The 17,376-nt window shown below is 72.9% G+C and carries 20 protein-coding genes; 11 read left to right on the top strand and 9 right to left on the bottom strand.

Translation table 11 applies throughout. The annotated features are described in order from the left end of the window. Window positions 1-148: 148 nt before the first annotated feature. The gene (locus ABZ497_RS00310) at window positions 149-1,333 is read right to left on the bottom strand and encodes a helix-turn-helix transcriptional regulator (protein ID WP_359802308.1); all 1,185 of its coding nucleotides are present in this window, start codon (window positions 1,331-1,333) and stop codon (window positions 149-151) included. 97 nt (window positions 1,334-1,430) lie between these two features. Continuing rightward, window positions 1,431-2,060, bottom strand: a complete 630-nt coding sequence (locus ABZ497_RS00315) for an HAD family hydrolase (RefSeq protein WP_359802310.1) — start codon at window positions 2,058-2,060, stop codon at window positions 1,431-1,433. 58 nt (window positions 2,061-2,118) lie between these two features. Between ABZ497_RS00315 and ABZ497_RS00320 the strand changes: the two genes are divergently transcribed. Continuing rightward, on the top strand, window positions 2,119-2,373 hold the full coding sequence (locus tag ABZ497_RS00320; RefSeq protein ID WP_359802312.1) for a hypothetical protein: 255 nt from the start codon (window positions 2,119-2,121) through the stop codon (window positions 2,371-2,373). A 3-nt stretch (window positions 2,374-2,376) separates the two neighbouring features. On the opposite strand, the gene ABZ497_RS00325 is transcribed toward ABZ497_RS00320, so the two are convergent. The 4 genes from ABZ497_RS00325 to ABZ497_RS00340 all read right to left on the bottom strand — a co-directional run bounded on the left by ABZ497_RS00325 (window position 2,377) and on the right by ABZ497_RS00340 (window position 5,567). Continuing rightward, window positions 2,377-2,568: a hypothetical protein gene (locus ABZ497_RS00325; protein ID WP_359802315.1), complete on the bottom strand. Its 192-nt coding sequence runs from the start codon at window positions 2,566-2,568 to the stop codon at window positions 2,377-2,379. A gap of 85 nt (window positions 2,569-2,653) precedes the next feature. Continuing rightward, window positions 2,654-3,061, bottom strand: coding sequence for a hypothetical protein (locus ABZ497_RS00330; protein WP_359802317.1), 408 nt, complete (start codon window positions 3,059-3,061; stop codon window positions 2,654-2,656). Beyond that, the gene (locus tag ABZ497_RS00335; protein ID WP_359802319.1) at window positions 3,058-3,645 is read right to left on the bottom strand and encodes a hypothetical protein; all 588 of its coding nucleotides are present in this window, start codon (window positions 3,643-3,645) and stop codon (window positions 3,058-3,060) included. The genes ABZ497_RS00330 and ABZ497_RS00335 overlap by 4 nt, the downstream gene beginning before the upstream one ends. Then, window positions 3,642-5,567 (bottom strand): DEAD/DEAH box helicase family protein, encoded by a 1,926-nt coding sequence (locus ABZ497_RS00340; protein WP_359802322.1) that lies wholly within the window; start codon window positions 5,565-5,567, stop codon window positions 3,642-3,644. The genes ABZ497_RS00335 and ABZ497_RS00340 overlap by 4 nt, the downstream gene beginning before the upstream one ends. A gap of 556 nt (window positions 5,568-6,123) precedes the next feature. Here ABZ497_RS00340 and ABZ497_RS00345 point away from each other — a divergent pair. Beyond that, window positions 6,124-6,732 (top strand): TetR/AcrR family transcriptional regulator, encoded by a 609-nt coding sequence (locus tag ABZ497_RS00345; protein WP_359802324.1) that lies wholly within the window; start codon window positions 6,124-6,126, stop codon window positions 6,730-6,732. A 19-nt stretch (window positions 6,733-6,751) separates the two neighbouring features. Here ABZ497_RS00345 and ABZ497_RS00350 read toward each other — a convergent pair whose 3' ends face one another. Next, window positions 6,752-8,386, bottom strand: a complete 1,635-nt coding sequence (locus ABZ497_RS00350; protein WP_359802325.1) for a hypothetical protein — start codon at window positions 8,384-8,386, stop codon at window positions 6,752-6,754. Window positions 8,387-8,668: 282 nt separating this feature from the next. Between ABZ497_RS00350 and ABZ497_RS00355 the strand changes: the two genes are divergently transcribed. The 7 genes from ABZ497_RS00355 to ABZ497_RS00385 all read left to right on the top strand — a co-directional run bounded on the left by ABZ497_RS00355 (window position 8,669) and on the right by ABZ497_RS00385 (window position 12,877). Continuing rightward, window positions 8,669-9,253, top strand: a complete 585-nt coding sequence (locus ABZ497_RS00355) for a hypothetical protein (protein ID WP_359802328.1) — start codon at window positions 8,669-8,671, stop codon at window positions 9,251-9,253. A 132-nt stretch (window positions 9,254-9,385) separates the two neighbouring features. Continuing rightward, entirely contained in the window at window positions 9,386-10,051 is a 666-nt protein-coding gene (locus ABZ497_RS00360; RefSeq protein ID WP_352290346.1) for a DUF3105 domain-containing protein, read from the top strand. Between the two features lie 164 nt (window positions 10,052-10,215). Next, entirely contained in the window at window positions 10,216-10,791 is a 576-nt protein-coding gene (locus tag ABZ497_RS00365) for a DUF305 domain-containing protein (RefSeq protein ID WP_359802979.1), read from the top strand. A 198-nt stretch (window positions 10,792-10,989) separates the two neighbouring features. Further along, entirely contained in the window at window positions 10,990-11,289 is a 300-nt protein-coding gene (locus ABZ497_RS00370; protein ID WP_359802331.1) for a transposase, read from the top strand. A 6-nt stretch (window positions 11,290-11,295) separates the two neighbouring features. Continuing rightward, window positions 11,296-11,463: a hypothetical protein gene (locus ABZ497_RS00375; protein WP_359802333.1), complete on the top strand. Its 168-nt coding sequence runs from the start codon at window positions 11,296-11,298 to the stop codon at window positions 11,461-11,463. A gap of 83 nt (window positions 11,464-11,546) precedes the next feature. Continuing rightward, the gene (locus tag ABZ497_RS00380) at window positions 11,547-12,068 is read left to right on the top strand and encodes an RICIN domain-containing protein (RefSeq protein WP_359802335.1); all 522 of its coding nucleotides are present in this window, start codon (window positions 11,547-11,549) and stop codon (window positions 12,066-12,068) included. A 245-nt stretch (window positions 12,069-12,313) separates the two neighbouring features. Next, window positions 12,314-12,877, top strand: a complete 564-nt coding sequence (locus tag ABZ497_RS00385; protein WP_359802337.1) for an RICIN domain-containing protein — start codon at window positions 12,314-12,316, stop codon at window positions 12,875-12,877. Between the two features lie 229 nt (window positions 12,878-13,106). Here ABZ497_RS00385 and ABZ497_RS00390 read toward each other — a convergent pair whose 3' ends face one another. Then, window positions 13,107-13,775, bottom strand: coding sequence for a TetR/AcrR family transcriptional regulator (locus ABZ497_RS00390; protein WP_352290338.1), 669 nt, complete (start codon window positions 13,773-13,775; stop codon window positions 13,107-13,109). 298 nt (window positions 13,776-14,073) lie between these two features. Between ABZ497_RS00390 and ABZ497_RS00395 the strand changes: the two genes are divergently transcribed. After that, complete coding sequence (locus ABZ497_RS00395; RefSeq protein WP_359802339.1) at window positions 14,074-15,108, top strand: medium chain dehydrogenase/reductase family protein; 1,035 nt, start codon at window positions 14,074-14,076, stop codon at window positions 15,106-15,108. 75 nt (window positions 15,109-15,183) lie between these two features. Then, window positions 15,184-15,711 carry an SRPBCC family protein gene (locus ABZ497_RS00400; protein WP_359802341.1) on the top strand — a complete coding sequence of 176 codons (528 nt, stop codon included), beginning with the start codon at window positions 15,184-15,186 and terminating at the stop codon, window positions 15,709-15,711. A gap of 47 nt (window positions 15,712-15,758) precedes the next feature. Here the strand turns inward: ABZ497_RS00400 and ABZ497_RS00405 are convergent, their stop codons facing one another. Continuing rightward, window positions 15,759-17,240 carry an MFS transporter gene (locus ABZ497_RS00405; RefSeq protein ID WP_359802343.1) on the bottom strand — a complete coding sequence of 494 codons (1,482 nt, stop codon included), beginning with the start codon at window positions 17,238-17,240 and terminating at the stop codon, window positions 15,759-15,761. Window positions 17,241-17,376 lie beyond the last annotated feature (136 nt).

Raw genomic sequence — 17,376 nt, forward strand, 5'->3', positions numbered from 1 at the left:
AGGTGATACACGCCTCCCCATGCAGCCGCGCGGGGCTGATCGTTCCCGGTTCAACCGCAGCCGGGACCTGTGTCTCTGTCACGCCCACTACGATCCCCACCTGGAACCCCCAGAAGTGCCACAACCTGTGGCACTCCGGCGTCCTGCCTCAGACGGCCTTCGCCCAGCGGGCCAGAGCGAGCACCTTCTGGTCCCGCCCCCGTGTCAGCCGCACCATCGTGGCCAGCTCCGCCCGCACCTGCCCGTGCTCCCGGACATGCTGCGGCGCAATCTGCCTCGCCACCAGCAGACTCTCGGCAGCGTGCTGCGGGCGGCCGAGTTGCACCTGGGCCCTGCCGAGGTCGATGTAGTAGTGGCTACGGCGCTCAGCCGGAAGACCGCGGGGCGGCGCCCACCTCGCAGCCGCGTCCACCGCAGCGCGCAGATCCCCCGGCTCGCCCAGCTCAACGGCCACCGACAGACGGTGGATCTCCAGCGAGTCCGGGCCCACTGCGGTGCCGTCGTAAAGCCGCTCCCGCACCTCGGCCGCGAGCCGCTCGGCCTCCCGAAGGTGAGCCCGGGCATCGTCCGCCTGCCCCATCCGGCCCGCAGCTACAGCGGCCCGCATGTGCAGCGCTGCAGCGGCTGCGGCCAGCGGCTCAGTGGTGGGGGCCGGCATACGGTCCACCGCCGCACGCAGAGACCGCAGCCCCGGGCCGAGCCGATTCGCCGAGAAGAAGATCTCCATGCGCACATAGTCCGCAGCCGCCGATAGCGCCCGGTCGCCTGCCAGCTCAGCTGCCCATCTCATCAGCTCCACCAGGCGGCCGCTGAGGTCGCGGTAGCCGTACTTGTAGGCGACGGCATCCGCCGACCGGACGGCCAGGGCCAGGAGGTGCGCGGCCCGCTCCCGATCGCGGCCACTGGCCTGATCGACCGCGCGGAACAACTCCTCCAGCAGCCCAGTCACCTGCTGAGCGAGGCGGGCGTACTGGGACTGGACGCGGTCTTCCACCACCGCGACGACGGCCGTCGCCAGTTCGTCGAGCGGGCGGGTGGGCCCGTCCTCAGGCAGGTCGTAGCCAGCGATCGCACGCTGCAAGGACGGAATGGCGAGGTGAACGCGACTGTCCGTCCGGGCTGGCCCGCCTGTCAGTTCCTCCGGGCTGGTGCGCATCGTCCGGGCCAGGGCCCCCAGGACATCGTCGCTCGGGGCCCGCTCTCCCGTCTCGACCTTACGGAGCATGCTGACGCTGACACCCGATGCGTCGTACACCTGCTGCCGCGTCAGACCAGCGGCAAGCCGGGCGGTTTTGATGCGCAAGCCGAGTGCGGTAGCGCTGGTGCCGGGCATACTGGACTCCGTTCCGTGGTCGCACTCGGAACGGTACCGGCGCCCGCGCAGCGCCGGGCTTGATCGCCCCGACGACCACGCCGTCGGGGCGATCCTGCTATCGACTGACCAGCAGATCGGCCAGCTCGGTGAGCGAGGAGACCGTCCAGTTTGCGTCGGGCGCCGAGGTGGTCAGCCCGATCGGACCGCGACGGAGGTGCGCGGTCCGCAGCCCGGCGCGCGCTGCCGGGGCCACGTCGTTGGCGGGGTGGTCGCCGACGTACACGATCTCGCTGGGGTCCCCCGGCGCCCAATCGATGACCCGCTCGAAGAACCCGGGCGCCGGCTTGGACACGCCCCACTCACCCGACGTCGCAATGGCGTCGGCAGGCAGGGCAAGACCACGTAGCAACCCTGTCACCTGCTCGTTCTGGTTTCCGGCGATGCCCACCCACCAGCCGCACGACTGCAGCCGAGCCAGGGCCGGACGGACATCGGGGTAGAGGTCCGACTCGTCGAGGAAATCGCCTCGGCCGGCCGCCTGGCGGGCCCGCCACTCCGCGCCGACATCTATGCCCGGCCTGATGATCCGAATCGCGTCGGCGTTGTCCCGGCCCTCCGCCACCACCGCTCCGACCAGAGCCGACATGGTGTGCGCCGGCACTCCAAGCCACCGGGCCCAGTCCGCCCAGTAGCGGGTGTCACTGGTCAGGGTCTCGCCGATGTCGAACACCACGGATCTCACCATGCGCCGAGCCTATCGGCCCTGTCGGTGGCCTCTCGTACGATGGCGGCATGCCCAGCCGTTGCCGCTGCCCGACGAACTGCCGCCCCTCCACGTCGCCGTCGTTCAGGCCGACCGCGGCATGACCGAGGCCCGGCTCGCCGACGGGGACGTCGACGCCGCCCGCGACCTGTACGTCCAGGCGATGCTCGCCCTACGCGCGCACCCCATCTGGGAGCAGGCCCGCACCGCGGCCGAGCCCTGCTACGCGCAGACCTGGCAGGCCTCGCTCGACCGCGCGAAGCGGCAGCTGGACGGGCAGGCGGCCGCAGCGTAGGCGCTACCAGTCCAGGCCAGCCGCGCGGAGCACGACCACCAGGGCGCAGGCGTTCTCCGCAGTCGGCCGCTGCATCACCTCGCGGATCGCGGCGGTCACCTGGGCCCGCGGCTCTGGCGCCAGCCCTTGTGCCATGTTCGACAGCTCGCCGAGCCGCCAGGCGGAGGCCGGTGACAGCGGATCATCGAAAGCCATGCCGCCATGATGCCCACCGCTGCTGTCGCGGCGGGCCGAAATGCGAGAAGCGCCCCGCCATCCTGGAGGAGGGCGGGGCGCTACGTCATCGACTGACCACCCGGAAGACTCGCTGGCTGATGCCAGCAGTAGCTACGAGAGTCGTTTCGCCTACTTCCCTCCAGTTCCGCCAGTAGGCAGCGCCACCGTGGTTCTCGCCCATGCACTGGCAATCGCAGTCGTCACCCTCCGCATCGCGGCAACGGTCGTCGCATCGGCTGTTCGTGCGGAAGTCGATGGTCACGTCCACTGAGCCGAAGCGTTCCGCGAGGGCCTCAACCAGCGTGCGCATGTGCTGGCGCGAGATGTCCCAGGACTTGTCCTCCCGGTTCCACTCCGGTCGGGTCAGATCCCCGAGAATGCTGTGGATCCACGCCCGGTTGCCGACGGCATAGGGCAGGCGGACCTTGATCCGGGCGGTGCCAACGGGCCGATAGACCGTGGCTGCTGTCACGATGCCTCCTTGGCGAGGAGGTGAGCGAGGGCTGCAAGGGCATCGGGGGTCAGGTGTTTCCGCAAAGCGCGCGCGGTTGCCTCGGCGTCGTCAACGGGCACGCTCACGGTCCGGCGCCGGAACCCGGCCTGGATCATTGCTGCGTGCGCGGACAAGCGGCCAGCCAGCACTTCGGCATGTAGCTCGGGGGTGTCCTTCCGGAGACGGCGGAGTGCGGCTGCTCGTGAAGTGCCGTCCGGTTGAGCAAGGTTGATAATATCAACCTTGCTTCTGTCGCCCCCATGCTGCACTTGCAGGGCCTGGTCGAGCAGGTCGAGTGCCACCGGGTCGTCGTCCACCACCCGACGGACCAGGGCCACTGTCGCGCCCAGTCCCTTCAACGGTGGAGTGGTCACGAAATCGGCGAGCCGCTCATACTCCACCAGCTCGCCGCGAACGGTGACGAAGGACCGCCAGGACCCGTCGGTCAGCAACCGCCGCAGCAGTTCCGGAGCGTTGTCCAGGCCGCTGCCGCCCCGATCCAGTGCCGAGGACAGCGCCTCCACGAGCGTTCCCCGCGCGCGGCCCTCTTCCTGGGCGGTCACTGCGCCTCACGGAGCATCTGCTCCACGAACTCCAAGCCCTTCTGGAGCTGCTGGACACTTGCATCGGCACGCTTTCGCACGCCCATGATCTGGTTGACCCGCCACTGTACGTCCATGTGCTCCAGCCCGAGCTTGAACACCGCATGGCGTGACCGCTTCGTCAGCTGGTCCGCCAACGCCTTCCGCTTCCGGTGGAGCGGCTCGTCTGCGGCCCCAGCCGCCAGCTGGGTGCCCTGCGCCGGAATAGGCATCGGCACGGTCCCCACCTTGGTCAGCTCGCTGAGCTCCTCCCGTACGAGCTTGCGCATCGACGCCAGCACGCTCGGCGGGAAGTCGTGCTTCTTCAGCAGTTCCTCGGCGCGCTCGTTCTCCTCCGCAGTCCACTCGGTCCCGCCATGGATTGCACCATGAAACGTGGGCTGGGACGCCGCGAGCGGGATGCGTGCGAAGAGGTCCAGCATCTGCTGCCCGTTGCCATCGCTCAGCTCGCGCTCGATCTCCTCGTCTTCGAGTTCGAGTTCGTGCCGAATCTCCTGCTCGATCTGTGCCGCCATGATCCGGAGACCTGAGAGGGCCGGGGCGAAGACCATCGCAATCTGCTCGTCATCCTTGCCCTGGCGTCGGACGAACCGCCCCACGGCCTGGCGAAAGAACATCTCCGTCTTCGTCTTCGTGGCGTACACCCCGAGCGCCAGCCGCGGGACATCGACACCCTCCGACACCATGCGCACCGCGACCAGCCACCGCTGATCGCCGTCGGAGAACCGGTCGATGCCCAGCTTGGCCTCCGGCCCGTCCTCGGACAGCACCACCACGGGCTCCTCCCCGGTGATGGCCTTCAGCATCTTGGCGTAGGCCTTTGCCTGAGGAGCCCGGTAAGCGATGACCAGCCCGCCAGCCCGGGGCGCCTCGACCCGCATGGCGGTGAGGGTGCTGTCAGCCTTGATCAGCAGCCCCTTCATCCAGCCGGTCACCGGGTCGAGTGCAGTTTCCAGGACGGCAGAGACGTCGCCTCGCTCAAGCTCGGCCGAGAGGTTGGCGCTGGAGGTCACCGACCCCGAGTCCATCCACTTCATCTCGCCGTCGTAGAAGTGGAAGTCGACTTGACGGCACACCTTGTCCCGGATCGCCCGGCCGTAGCCATAGGTGTAGTCGGCGATCGAACGCGGCACCCCGTCGCTGTCTTTCTCGTACCGTACGAAGGGGATGGGGTTGTTGTCGGATCGGAACGGCGTGCCGGACAGTGCGAGCCGGCGGGTGGCTTCCCCGAAGGCGTGCTTGACGGCGGCGCCCCACGCCTTCTCGTCTCCCGCGTGATGGACCTCGTCGAGAATCACCAGCGTGCGCCGGTTGCAGCCCATTCGGTGCAGGTCTGGCTGGGCGGCGACCTGGGCATAGGTGACAGCCGCTCCACGGTAGTCGGTCTGATTCTCCAGGCCATTGCCGTTCTTGGTCGTCGGGTCGATCGCCATCCCGCACTCGTGGGCGGCGCCAGCCCACTGGACCTTAAGGTGATCGCTGGGTACGACGATGACCACCCGCTGGATCTGGCCGGACTCAAGGAGGTCGCTCGCCAGACGAAGGGCGAACTTCGTCTTGCCGGCGCCCGGGGTCGCCACCACCAGAAAGTCGCGGGCGTCACGCGTGACGTATGTCGTCAGGGCAGCACGCTGCCACTCGCGGAGGTCCGGGCCAGTCCATGCCATGCGCTTTGAGCCCTTCTGCAGGTTGCAGTCTCGGCAGAGTGCCTGCCCGTTGATCACATCGGTGGGGCCGTCGGCAGACCAGGGGGTGATGTGGTCGCCGTGCCAGCCAGGGAGAAGCTTGGTGCCGCACTTCGTGCAGTTGCCGCCAGCAGCTAGGTACATGGCCACGCGCTCGGAGGAGTTGAAGCGGCGTCGTTCAGCGGGAGGGGTCACCACGCGGTGGCGGTGGCGCGGAGGACGGCGTTACGTTGAGCCTGAGCCATGGGAGGTTGCTCTCCTCTGGTCGGCGCCCTCGTCGGGAATCGGAAGTTCCCGGTCGGGGGCATCGTTGTGCCTTCACCGAGTCGACGTGGACTCGGCATGGACAGATTACTCCGAGTGTCTGACAATCTGACGAAATGTCACTCTGTGCCACTGCTAGTCATATGCCGCAGCCCACAGTGACACCCAGTGCCGCCCTGACCCCCGGCATGACGAAGCGCCCCCGCCCGGGAGTCCGGGCGGGGGCGCAGTCGATCAGCGGTCGTCGTCGGGAGGGTGATCGGACCGGTCGGGTTGGTCGCGCTGGGTGTCCGTCATCAGCATGACCCGGGTTCCCACCGGACCACGGGACCCCCGTTCGATCCGGCTCGCCCCGGGGCACCCGCCCGCGCCACGAGGGCCGGGGGCAGGGCGTCGGCCCGGTGGGCTCCTGGTCAGGGGGGCTTCGGGCGCCGCCGGTATCGTGGGTGCCGCTGCGGCGCGGTCGCAGCGGCACAGAGGAGAGCAGCACATGGCGGACGCCCGCCCGCGCCGGCCGGCGCGGCCCCGCGAGGAGGTCTTCGCCACCGCGCGGGCCGCCATCGCCGAACACGGGCTCGCCAAGCTGACCATGGCCGGCCTCGGCAAGCAGCTGCAGATGAGCGCCGGTCACCTGCTCTACTACTTCGGCAGCAAGGACCAACTGCTGCTGGAGACGCTGCGCTGGAGCGAGGACCAGCTCGGGGCCCGCCGCCGCACCGCGCTGGCCGACGGCGACCGGGACGTCTGGGAGCGGCTGGGCGACTACACCCGGCTCTACCTGCCCGAGGGCGCGGGCGATCCGCGCTGGATCCTCTGGGTGGAGGTGTGGGGGCGCTCCCCCGCCAGCGAGGAGCTGCGGCAGGGGCAGTTGGAGATCGAGGCCCCCTGGGACGCCGACCTGGTCGCCCTGCTCGACGAAGGCGCCGCCTCCGGTTCCTTCGCCGCGGCGCCCGGAGCGACCACCGAGCGGGCCGCCCAGATCCGCGCGCTGCTGGACGGTCTCGCCGTACCGCTCGCGCTCGGCCTGCCCGGCGCGCTCCGCGCGAGGGCCCTGCACCTCGCGGAGTCGGCCTGCCGGACCCTGCTGGCGCCCGCCTGACGGAGGGACTCCGGCAGCGTCACTCCGTCCAGATCGCGGCCGCCGTGCGGTCGTCGGCGTACCCCTTGGCACGGACCTGGACCTGGCGCAGGAAGTCCACGGTGCCCGGCGGGTGCGGGTGTGCCCAGTGGGCGGCGAGGAAGTGCGCGACGGCCGGCTCGTCGGCGATCGGCCGGGCCAGACCCGGGGTGCAGAGCAGCAGGATGTCGCCCGGAGTGGCCGGGACCATCCGGAACCGGAACGGGCGGGGGTCCGGCGCCGGACCGTCCGGCAGCGGGGGCTGACCGTCCGGGTGGTGCAGCAGCCGGGCCGCGTAGGCGTCGATCCAGTGACCGGAGCGCAGCAGGTAGAGCCCGCCGGGGCCGACCCCGAAGGCCGCCCGGTAGGAGGCCGACGGGTCGAGCGAGAGCAGCAGGCAGTGCAGCGAGGCCGGGAAGACCGGGTCCTCGCCGGCCGCCCGGGGGGCCAGGCCGCGCAGCGGGGCGGCGGCGGCCGTCGCGAGCCGTTGGAGGCCGTAGCGGAGGCGGTCCCGCGCGCCGTCGCGCAGGTCGGCGGCGAGGCCGGCCCGACTGCGGCCGATCGCGGCGGCGAGCTGGCGGCACGCCTCGGCGGAGGCCGTCGCGACCGCCTCCGGGGCGATGTCGGCGAGGCCGGCAAGCGTCTCGGCGGAGCCCGCGCCCGTGCGGTCGAAGCCGCCGAGCACGGCGAGCAGCAGGCCGTCCGTGCCCTCGCCGAACCTGGTCACCAGCAGCGCGTCCCGGCGGGGCTCGCCGCGGTAGCGGGCGGAGTCGCCGCGGACCGAGACGGCGCGCACGGTGGCGGTGGCGTACTGGGCCCCCTCCAGCACGGTGTCCGGCACCACGGCGCCGAGCGAGCCCGGGTCGGCCTCCGGTACGGCGGTCGGCTCGGGCCCGTACGTGGGCGGGCGCTCGCCGACGTGCGGGACGGCGGGCCCGGCGTCGGCGAGTACCGACCGGGCGGCGGGGCGGGCGACGGCCACCGCCGCAGCCGGGGGGACGGGGTCGGGTTCGGGCTCGGGCGCAGGAGCGGGCTCGGGCTCGGGCTCGACGGCGGGCTCGGGGCCGGCACTCGTCGGCTCGGGCTCGGGCTCGGGCTCGGGCTCGGGCTCCACCACGGGGTCCGGCTCCGGTGCCGGCTCCGGGCCCTTCCGGAGAACGGGCTCCTCCACCGCCTCCGGACCCGGACCCGGCTCCGGCTCGGGCCCCGCCTCCGCCTCGGGCGCGGCCGCCCAGGCCGGGGCCGGGAACCGGTGCGTCTCCTCCGGCCCGCGCTGCTGCCCGATCACCCCGACCGCGGTGTCGAACCAGTCGTCGATGCTGTCCCGCTCCAGCAGGTCGGGCTCCGGCACGGCCCGCTCCGACGCCTCGGGGGCCGACCCCTCGGGCACCGGCGCCGCCGGCGCCGCAGGTTCCGCCACCTCGGGCGCCATCGCGGGCTTCGCCTCGCCCTCCGGCCCACCCGTGCGCTGCTGGCCGATCAGCCCGGCCGCCGTGTCGAACCAGTCGTCGACGCTACCCTCCCCCGGTACCGCGTCCGGAGTGTCGGGGAGGGTGCCCGCCGGCCCTTCGTAGACCGTTTCCCACCAACCGTCGTCCGGTCGGGGCTGCTGTGCGGGTGCACCCTTTTTGCTCATCTGGCGGCTCCTGGTCGGTCCGTGGTCGCGCCGCCCCCGGCGGGGCCGGACTCGACGTCATTGTCTCCGAGTGCAACGACGGTGTCCGGGTTTCGGCGACAACCGCACACTGATCGGATGATCCCAATGACCGGGTTCGCCCCATGTTTCGTTTCCGTTCCGTCCGCGCTTGCCGGAACTGCCCCGAGCAGGGCGTTTCCGGGGTATTCAGGAGGTTCGGGGGCCGAAAATGGGGGCCTAGGAGGGGCATCGCTTCACCCGTTCGGCTGATTAAATGTGCGCATGACCGCGTCGGCCCCCAGATCGCTCCGACCGGGGAGGACCGCGTTCGCGGGCCGCCCGGTGGGCGCCCTGTGGTTCCTCCTGCTGGTCGGGCTGCTGGCGGCGCTCCCGTGCGCGGGCCAGGCCCAGGCGGTCTCGGTGGACCGGTCCGCCCCCGCGTCCGTTCCGGACGGCGCCGCCGGCCCGGCCCTCGCGGCCGCCCCGACGACGGGGACACCGCGGACCGCCGGGACACCTCCGACCGCCGGAGCGCCGCGGACGCCGGCGGCGGAGCACGCGTCCCGGCAGGCCGGAGCCCCGCGCACCGGTCCGGCCGGCACGCTCGCCGACCGGCTCGCCGAGCAGAAGCGGCACCGGACGTGGTGCTCCGCCGACGGTGAGCCGCCGCACCGCGACAACGGCTGCTCCGGTCACCCGTACTGCGCCCAGGACGCCCAGCTGCCCAATCCGCCGCCCCAGCAGCAGCCCGCCCTGACGCCCCGCCCGGAGACTCCCGGGGCCCGGCCCCGGATGCTTCCGCGCGGGCTCCCGGACGGTCCGCGCCCGGCACCCGACCTGCACGAGCTCCAAGTTCACCGGTCCTGAGCGGAACCCACCGCCGGTCCTCCCCCCGCCCGTCCGAACGGACGGCGGCCGGGGCGGCACCGACGGATCCGCCCCTCCGCCCTCTCATCTGACCGCCGCGCCCGAAGCGCGCGGCGGGGACAAGGACACCTCATGGGTTCCGCCTCGAAGCAGTCCAACAAGCCGAGCGGCAAGCAGGCCGGTCTCGACCGTCGTGCCCGGATAGCCGAGCTGCGCGCCGCCGAGCAGCGCCGCGACCGCCGCAACAAGATCATCGCCTCGGTGGTCGCCGGGACCCTGGTGATCGCCGCGATCGCCACCGGCACCTGGATCGTGGTCGACGCCAACAACGACAAGAAGGCCAAGGAGACCGCGGCCGCCGCGCCGATCGACGGCGTCCAGACCTTCGGCGACCTGAGCCGCAACCACGTCAAGGAGAAGGTCACCTACCCGCAGACCCCGCCGGTCGGCGGCGACCACAACGCGATCTGGCTGGACTGCATGGGCCACGTCTACGACCAGCCGGTCGAGAACGAGCGCGCCGTCCACTCGCTGGAGCACGGCGCGGTCTGGGTGACCTACAACGGCAAGGCCACGCCGGACGACATCAAGACCCTCTCCGACAAGGTCAAGGCCACCCCGTACTCGCTGATGAGCCCGTACCCGGACGAGAAGGGCACCATCACCCTCAGCGCCTGGAGCACCCAGCTGGTCGTGGACAGCGCCAGTGACCCCCGGGTGGGCGAGTTCTTCACCAAGTACGTGCAGGGCAAGCAGACCCAGGAGCCGGGCGCGTCCTGCACCATGGGGGCGATGTGACCGCCGACGCGGCGGTGTCCGGGGCGCACGACGACGGCCGGGACACCGGCCACGGCGACGCCCTGGACGACACCCCGGACGCGGCGCCCCGGCCCGGCCGCAAGCGGCTCTGGTGGCCGGCGGCGCTGGCCGCCGCGCTCGCCCTCGCGCTCGGGGTCCCCGCGCTGGTGGCGAGCGGGACGTCGGCGTCCGGCTCGTCCTCGATCGCGGCACCGGCGGACGACTCGCCCGAGGCCGGGTTCGCCCGTGACATGGCGACCCACCACCAGCAGGCCGTGGACCTGTCGTTCATCGTCCGGGACCGGACCGGCGACGCGTCGGTGCGCACCCTCGCCTTCGACATCATCAACACCCAGGCGAACCAGCGCGGGATGATGATGGGCTGGCTCGACCAGTGGGGGCTCCCGCAGCACTCGGCGGCCAAGCCGATGGCCTGGATGAAGATGGGCCACGACTATGCGGCGCACGACGGTTCGCTGATGCCCGGCATGGCCACCAACACCCAGCTCGCCAAGCTGGGCTCGCTCAGCGGGCGGGACGCCGAGGTGCTCTACCTGCAGCTGATGCTGGAGCACCACAAGGGCGGGGTGGAGATGGCCCAGGGCTACGTCGACCTGGCGAAGAACGAGACCGAGAAGCGGCTCGCCCAGTCGATGGTGGTCGGGCAGACCTCGGAGATCCAGCTGATCACCGACATGCTCACCGAGCGCGGCGCCACCCCTGGTGTGCCCGCGTCCTGATCGACCCGCAGCACCCGGCCGGGGGCGGTGGACGGATTCCGTCCACCGCCCCCGGCCGTCTCAGCCCTGGCCGTCTCAGCCCCGACCGTCTCAGCCCCGGCCCTCTCGGAGGGTGTTCGACAGGGGATTCCCCCCAACTGTCCGGCTTTGATTCTTGGGGCACGGACTCGGTTCCAGGATCTCGTGGCGGCCGGATCCGTGTCCGCGACATTGATCAGTTGTGACGGAACGACGCAGGTCTCCCTGGGACCTGAAGGGCGGTCAGGGGGGAGCTCATCGAGCCGATGCTGGTGGAGTGGCGACGCAGCCGCGCTGAAGGCATCACCCAACACCCCGGCCGACAGCCAGGGTTACGACGGCGGCAAGCGGGTCGAGGGCCGCAAGCGGCACATCGCCACCGACACCCTCGGCCTGCTCCTGGTCCTGATCGTCACCGCCGCCGGTGTCCAGGACTCTGCCGGCGGCAAGCAGGTCCTGGACACCCTCGCCGGCCAGTGACCCACGGTGACGAAGGTCTGGGTGGACGCCGGCTACCACAACGCCGTCGTCAGGCACGGCGCCGCGCTCGCCTTCGCGCTGGTCCTGAGCGCGGGCGCGCTGCGCCGCGCCGAACGTCCCGCCGTGCCGGCCGGCTCCGGCCGCCCGCACCCCGCCCCGGTCCTGACAGAGTGAAACACGCTTCCCGCCCGTCCCCGCGGTGTGATCCAATACGCGCGGCCGTGCAGGGAGCACGCCACCGATCCACAGGGGGGCCATTGATCAGAGCCATCGACACCAGACGCATCGCCTCCGCCGCCGCGGTGCTCGCCGCGACCGCGGGGCTCGCCGTGGCCGCGCCCGCCGCCCCGGCCCGGGCCGACACCCCGAGCGTGTTCCAGCTCGTCAACGCCGCCAGCGGTAAGTGCCTGGACGTCTCCGGCGGGTCCACCGCCGACGGCGCCGCGGTGATCCAGTGGAGCTGCCACGGCGGGGCCAACCAGAAGTGGACCTGGGACCGGGGCCTGCTGGTCAACGTCCTCACCGGCAAGTGCCTGGACATCCCCGGCGGAAGCACCGCGTGGGGCACCCAGGCCGTCCAGTGGACCTGCCACGGCGGCGACAACCAGTGGTGGTTCGAGGAGTCCGACGGCACCAACGACTCCGCCCGCCGGTTCCCCAACCTGAACAGCGGGCTGCTGCTCGACGTGTCCGGCGCCAGCACCGCCGACGGCGCCGCGGTGATCCAGTGGGCCCGCACCGGCGGCACGAACCAGGGCTGGCACTACGTGGCCTCCTGATCCGGAACACCACCGGAGCCCCGGCCGAAGGGCGCCGTCGGCCGGGGCTTGCGTCTGTCGCGCACCCACCGGTCCGCCGACGGCCGGCAAATCCACCGGAGCGACGCACAACCTTTTCGAACGACGCACGTCCAATCACATGACGCCTCCGGCCACCCGGCGCCCGATCCGCGCAACCGGCCGCCGGCCGGACCGGGGCGGTCCGTCCTGCCCGATCTCTGCACAGCTCCGTCCCAGGGGGACTCATGAACAGCATCAAGCGACACCTCGGCTCCGCCGCCGCAGCCCTTCTCCTCGGCGCGGCAGGCACGGCCGGCATCGCCGCACCCGCCTCGGCCACGACCGCCTACCGGCCCGTCAACAGCACGGGCGACGTCGAGATCCGGGCCACCTTCAGCGACAAGTGCCTGGAGGTGGCCGACTGGCGCACCGACGACGGCGCCCCCGTCCGCCAGTGGACGTGCACCGGCGGCGACAACCAGAAGTGGCGCTTCACCGACGGCTACGCCGTCAACGTGCACAGCGGCAAGTGCTTGGAGGTCCCCGGCTGGAGCACCGCCCCGGCCGCCCCGATCGGCCAGTGGACCTGCACCGGCGGCGACAACCAGCGCTGGGGGGCCGTCAACGTCGGCAACGGGGGCCTGGGCGTCAGCGACCGGAGCATGGCCGTCGTCAACTTCCACAGCGACCTCGTCCTGGACGTCAACGGCGGGGACTTCGCCGACGGCGCCCCGGTGATCCAGTGGTACTCGACCGGGGTGCGCAACCAGCGCCTGCTCCTCACCCCGCCCGCGACCGCCGCGCGCTGATCCTGAACGTCCGGGGTGGGGAGTCGGCGGACTTCCCACCCCGGACCCACCCCGCCCCTCCTGCCGCCCGGCTGCCACACACACCCTGCCGCCCTCCTCGTGCCCCGTCACCAGGAGGAAAGCCATGACCACCCGCCTCACCCCCGCCCGCCGACGTCTCGGCGCCGCCGCCGTCCTCGCCCGCCCCGGCCGTCGCTCCCATCGGACGGGGCCGCCCGGTGGGCGGGCGTCACGAGGTGAGGGAGGCCACCTCGGCGGCGTAGAGCAGCTCCGGGTCGAGGTCCATCCCGGTGAAGTGGCCCGCCAGTTCCAGCGAGAGCGTGCCGTGCAGGCGGGTCCAGAAGGCGAGCGCGCGGCGCAGCTCGGCCGGGCGGGCGCCGGGGTGTCCGGCGGCCCAGGGGCGGTGGTGCTCCAGGTGGGCGTCGAGCGCGGCGGCCGGCCCCGCCGGCTCCGGCCCCGGACCGGCGGCGACACAGGCGTCGAGCAGGGTCGACATGATCTCCGAGGCGATCACGGTGGTGTCCTCGGGAGCGTGGTAGCCCGGGACCGGGGTGCCGTAGACGAGGAAGTAGCGGTGCGGGTCGGCCAGCGCCCAGCGGCGCAGGGTCCGGGTCAGCTCCAGCAGGTCCGCCGGGTGGGTGCCCCCGGCGGAGCCGGTGGCCAGCAGGGCGTCGGCGAGGCTGCGGTAGGCGTCCCGGACGAGCTCCGTGATCAGCTCGTCGCGGTTGGCGAAGTACCGGTACAGCGCGGGTCCGCTCAGGCCCATCTGCTTGGCGATCGCGTTCAGTGAGAGCGCGGACGCGCCCACCCCGGCGATCTGCTCCCAGGCCCGTTCCTTGACCTCCGCGCGGACCTGCTGCCGGTACCGCTCGCGTGGGGTCGGCGCCTTGTCGGCCATGTCTGTCTCCTTCTTCCGCTCGCCCCGGGATCCGCCCGTCCCGGGATCGGTCCCTCCCTGGATCAATCCGTCCCGGGATCGGTCCGTCGCCGTACCCGGCCGCCCGCCCCCGTCCGGCCCGCTCGCCCGCCCCCGCCGCCCGCCGGGTACGGGGACCACAGCACGGGTTAGACGGTATCACTCACGGCAGAGGCGCTCACGATCGATGGATTCGCTCGCTTGACACGACCCTCGGCGGCATTCATTCTAGTTATAGCTTCTAACGGAAGCGAGACCATCAAACGCAGAGGAGATCACCATGGTTGCCACCGAGTACGTCGAGGTCGTCCTGCCGGGCAAGGTCGAGCCGGAAGGCCTGGAGGTTCGTTCGGGGCTGCCGCTCCCGGTGCCCGCCGCCGGTCAGGTGCTGGTCGGGGTGGAGGCCACCGGGGTCTCGTTCGCCGAGCAGCAGATGCGGCGCGGCCGCTACTACGACCAGCCGGCGTTCCCCTTCGTCCCCGGGTACGACCTGGTCGGTACGGTCCTGGCGGCCGGCCCCGGCGTCGGGCCCGAGCTGGTCGGCCGTCGGGTCGCCGCCATGACCAAGACCGGCGGCTGGGCGAGCCACGTCGCGCTGGACGCCGCGGACCTCGTCGAGGTGCCGGACGGCGTCGGCGCGGCGGAGGCCGAGACCGCGGTCGTCAACGGCCTGACCGCCTGGCAGATGCTGCACCGCAAGGCCCGGGTGCGGGCCGGTCAGACCGTCCTGGTCCACGGCGCCAACGGCGGGGTCGGCTCGGTGCTGGTCCAGCTGGCGCTCGGCGCCGGCGCCCGGGTGATCGGCACCGCCTCGGGCCGCCACCACGACGCCCTGCGGGCCCTCGGCGTCACGCCCGTGGACTACCGCCGCGAGGATGTCCCCGCCCGGGTCCGGGAGCTGGCCCCGGGCGGCGTGGACGCCGTGTTCGACCACGTCGGCGGCCCCGGCATCACCGACTCCTGGCGGCTGCTCGCCCCCGGCGGCACGCTCGTCTCCTACGGCAGCGCCGCCACCCGCGACGCCGAGGGCTCCAAGCAGCTGCCCGTGCTCGCGCTGCTCGGCCGGGTGTGGCTGTGGAACCTGCTGCCCAACGGGCGCCACGCCTACTTCTTCAACGTCTGGGCCGGCCGCGCGTTCGCCCCGAACCGGTTCCGGGCCCGCCTGCGCGCCGACCTCTCCCAGGTGTTCGCGGCCCTGCACCGGGGCGAGATCACGGCCCGGATCGCCGCCGAACTGCCGCTGGCGCGCGCCGCCGAGGCGATGCGCCTGGCGGAGTCCGGCACCGTCGCCGGAAAGGTCGTCCTCGTCCCGTAGGCGCGGCCCCGCCCGATCGCCCCCAGGCATCCCCCCTAGGCATCCCCCTCAGGCACCCCGACCAGGAGACCCACCGTGTTCACCACCCTCGCCGCCAGGGCCGCCGCCCTGCCCGTCGCCGTCGTCACCGGGCTCTGCGGAGGCGGCGGGCAGCAGCCTGCCGTCCGGATCGACCCCCGGGCCCCGGTGATCACCCGCGACGACATCGTCATCCACGCGCCGCTGGAACGGATCTGGCGGATCCAGACGGACATCGGGGCCTGGCCGTCCTGGCAGCCCGACGTCACCCGCACCGAGTGGCTGACTCCCGGCCCGCTGCGCACCGGCTCGGTGTTCCGCTGGTCGGTGCACGGCCTGAGCGACATCACCTCCACCGTCCGGGAGGTGCGCCCGCCGCACCGGATCGTCTGGGGCGGCCCGGCCCAGGGGATCACCGCCGTGCACGTCTGGACCTTCACCCCGGTCCGGGACGGCGTGCGCGTCCACACCGAGGAGTCCTGGGCCGGGGCGCCGGTGGAGGCCGCCCGGCCGGAACTCCAGGCGGCGCTGGATGCCTCGCTGGACGCCTGGCTGCACCACCTCAAGGCCCGGGCCGAGGAGTGACGGGCCACCGGGGCCGGCGCCCCGGGCCCCCTCCGCGGCGCCACCGGTCAGGCCCCGCCCGGCTCCGGCCGCCCCGGCGTGCGCCCGGCCGGGCGGACCAGCGCCACCGCGAGGACGGCCACGGCGGCGAGCGCGAGCAGGACCGTCCGCCCGCCGGACGCCGCGCCCGCCAGATGGACACCGAGGACGGGCAGCGCGGTGCCGAGCGCCGTCCCCAGGCTGCGGGCCATGTTGACCATGCCGCCGCCGACCGCCGAGCACTGCGGCGGGACCGCCCGCATCACCAGCGCGTTGTTGGCCGGCAGCAGCAGCCCCAGCCCGTACCCGGCGACCAGCAGCGGGCCCGCCGCCGTCGCCGCCCCCACCGGCAGCAGCGCGAGCAGCAGCAGCCCGGCGCCCGCGACGGCGGCGCCCAACCGGCAGCGGTCGACGTCCGACCAGCCCCGCGGCAGCAGCGCGCCGCCGACGGTCGCGGCGAGCGCGAAGGCGGCCGGGAGCAGGGTGATCACCAGGCCGGCCCGGACCACCGGGACGCCCGCCCCGGCGAGCAGCACCGGGCCGAGCACCAGCGGGCAGAACAGCAGCAGATAGCCGATCAGCGCGACGGCCAGCCCGGGCCGCACGCCCGGGGTGTTGACCAGCCCCGGCGCCAGGATCGGCCGGGCGGCCCGCCGCTCCTGGCGGACCAGGCCGAGGGTGAGCAGCGCCGAGGCGAGTAGCAGGGCCGCCGCGGCCCAGCCGGGCAGGGGCAGGCCGGAGGCGGTGGAGAGGGCGAGCAGCAGCGCGGTGGTGGCTCCGGTGAGCAGCAGCAGCCCGGACAGGTCGAACCGGCCGCCCCCGGTAACGCCCCCGCCCCCGCCCCCACCCCCGTCGCCGTCGGCGACACCGGGGACCCACGCCCGGGCGCGGGTGCGGGGCAGCAGGAACCAGCCCGCCAGGATGCCGAACAGTCCGATCGGCACATTGATCCAGAACACCCAGCGCCAGGAGGCGTGTTCGACCAGCAGCCCGCCGAGGCTGGGCCCGAGCGCCAGGCCGAGGCCCTGGGCGGCCGCCTGGATGCCCAGCGCCCGGCGCATCGCGTGGCCGGGGACGCCGCGGGCCACCAGGGCGACGCTGTTGGCCTGCATCATCGCGCCGCCGACCGCCTGCACGGCCCGGCAGGCCACCAGGATCCAGAGGCCGCCGGCGAACCCCGCGCCGAGTGAGGCCAGTGCGAAGACGGCGAAGCCGCCGAGGTACATCGTCTTGCGCCCGACCAGGTCGGAGAGCCGGCCGACCGGGGCCAGCAGGGCCACCAGCACCAGCAGGTAGGCCAGCGCGACCCATTCCACCGCGGCGAAGTCGGCCCGGAAGTGCCCGCCGAGCGCGGGCAGCACCAGGGCGGTGATGCCGGCGGTGAGCTGGCCGAGGAACGCCCCTAGGCAGACGGTGCCGACGGCCAGCCAGTGGGCGTGCCGCCACCCGGCGATGCCGCGCGGCCGGGGGCGCTCGGCGAGCAGCCTGGCGGCGAGGGCGGTGGCGTTCATACGGCGAAATATATCGGATGCAGATATGTTCCTTCTACGAGCTGATCGGCCACCGATGGGTGTCGGCCCGGTGTCGAGACGGTACGCGACCGGCGGCCGCGGCCTCCGGCGGGCGGCCGGGGGTGGGCGGTCGGTG

This window comes from Kitasatospora sp. NPDC005751 (assembly GCF_040630835.1).
Classification (GTDB): Bacteria; Actinomycetota; Actinomycetes; order Streptomycetales; family Streptomycetaceae; genus Kitasatospora.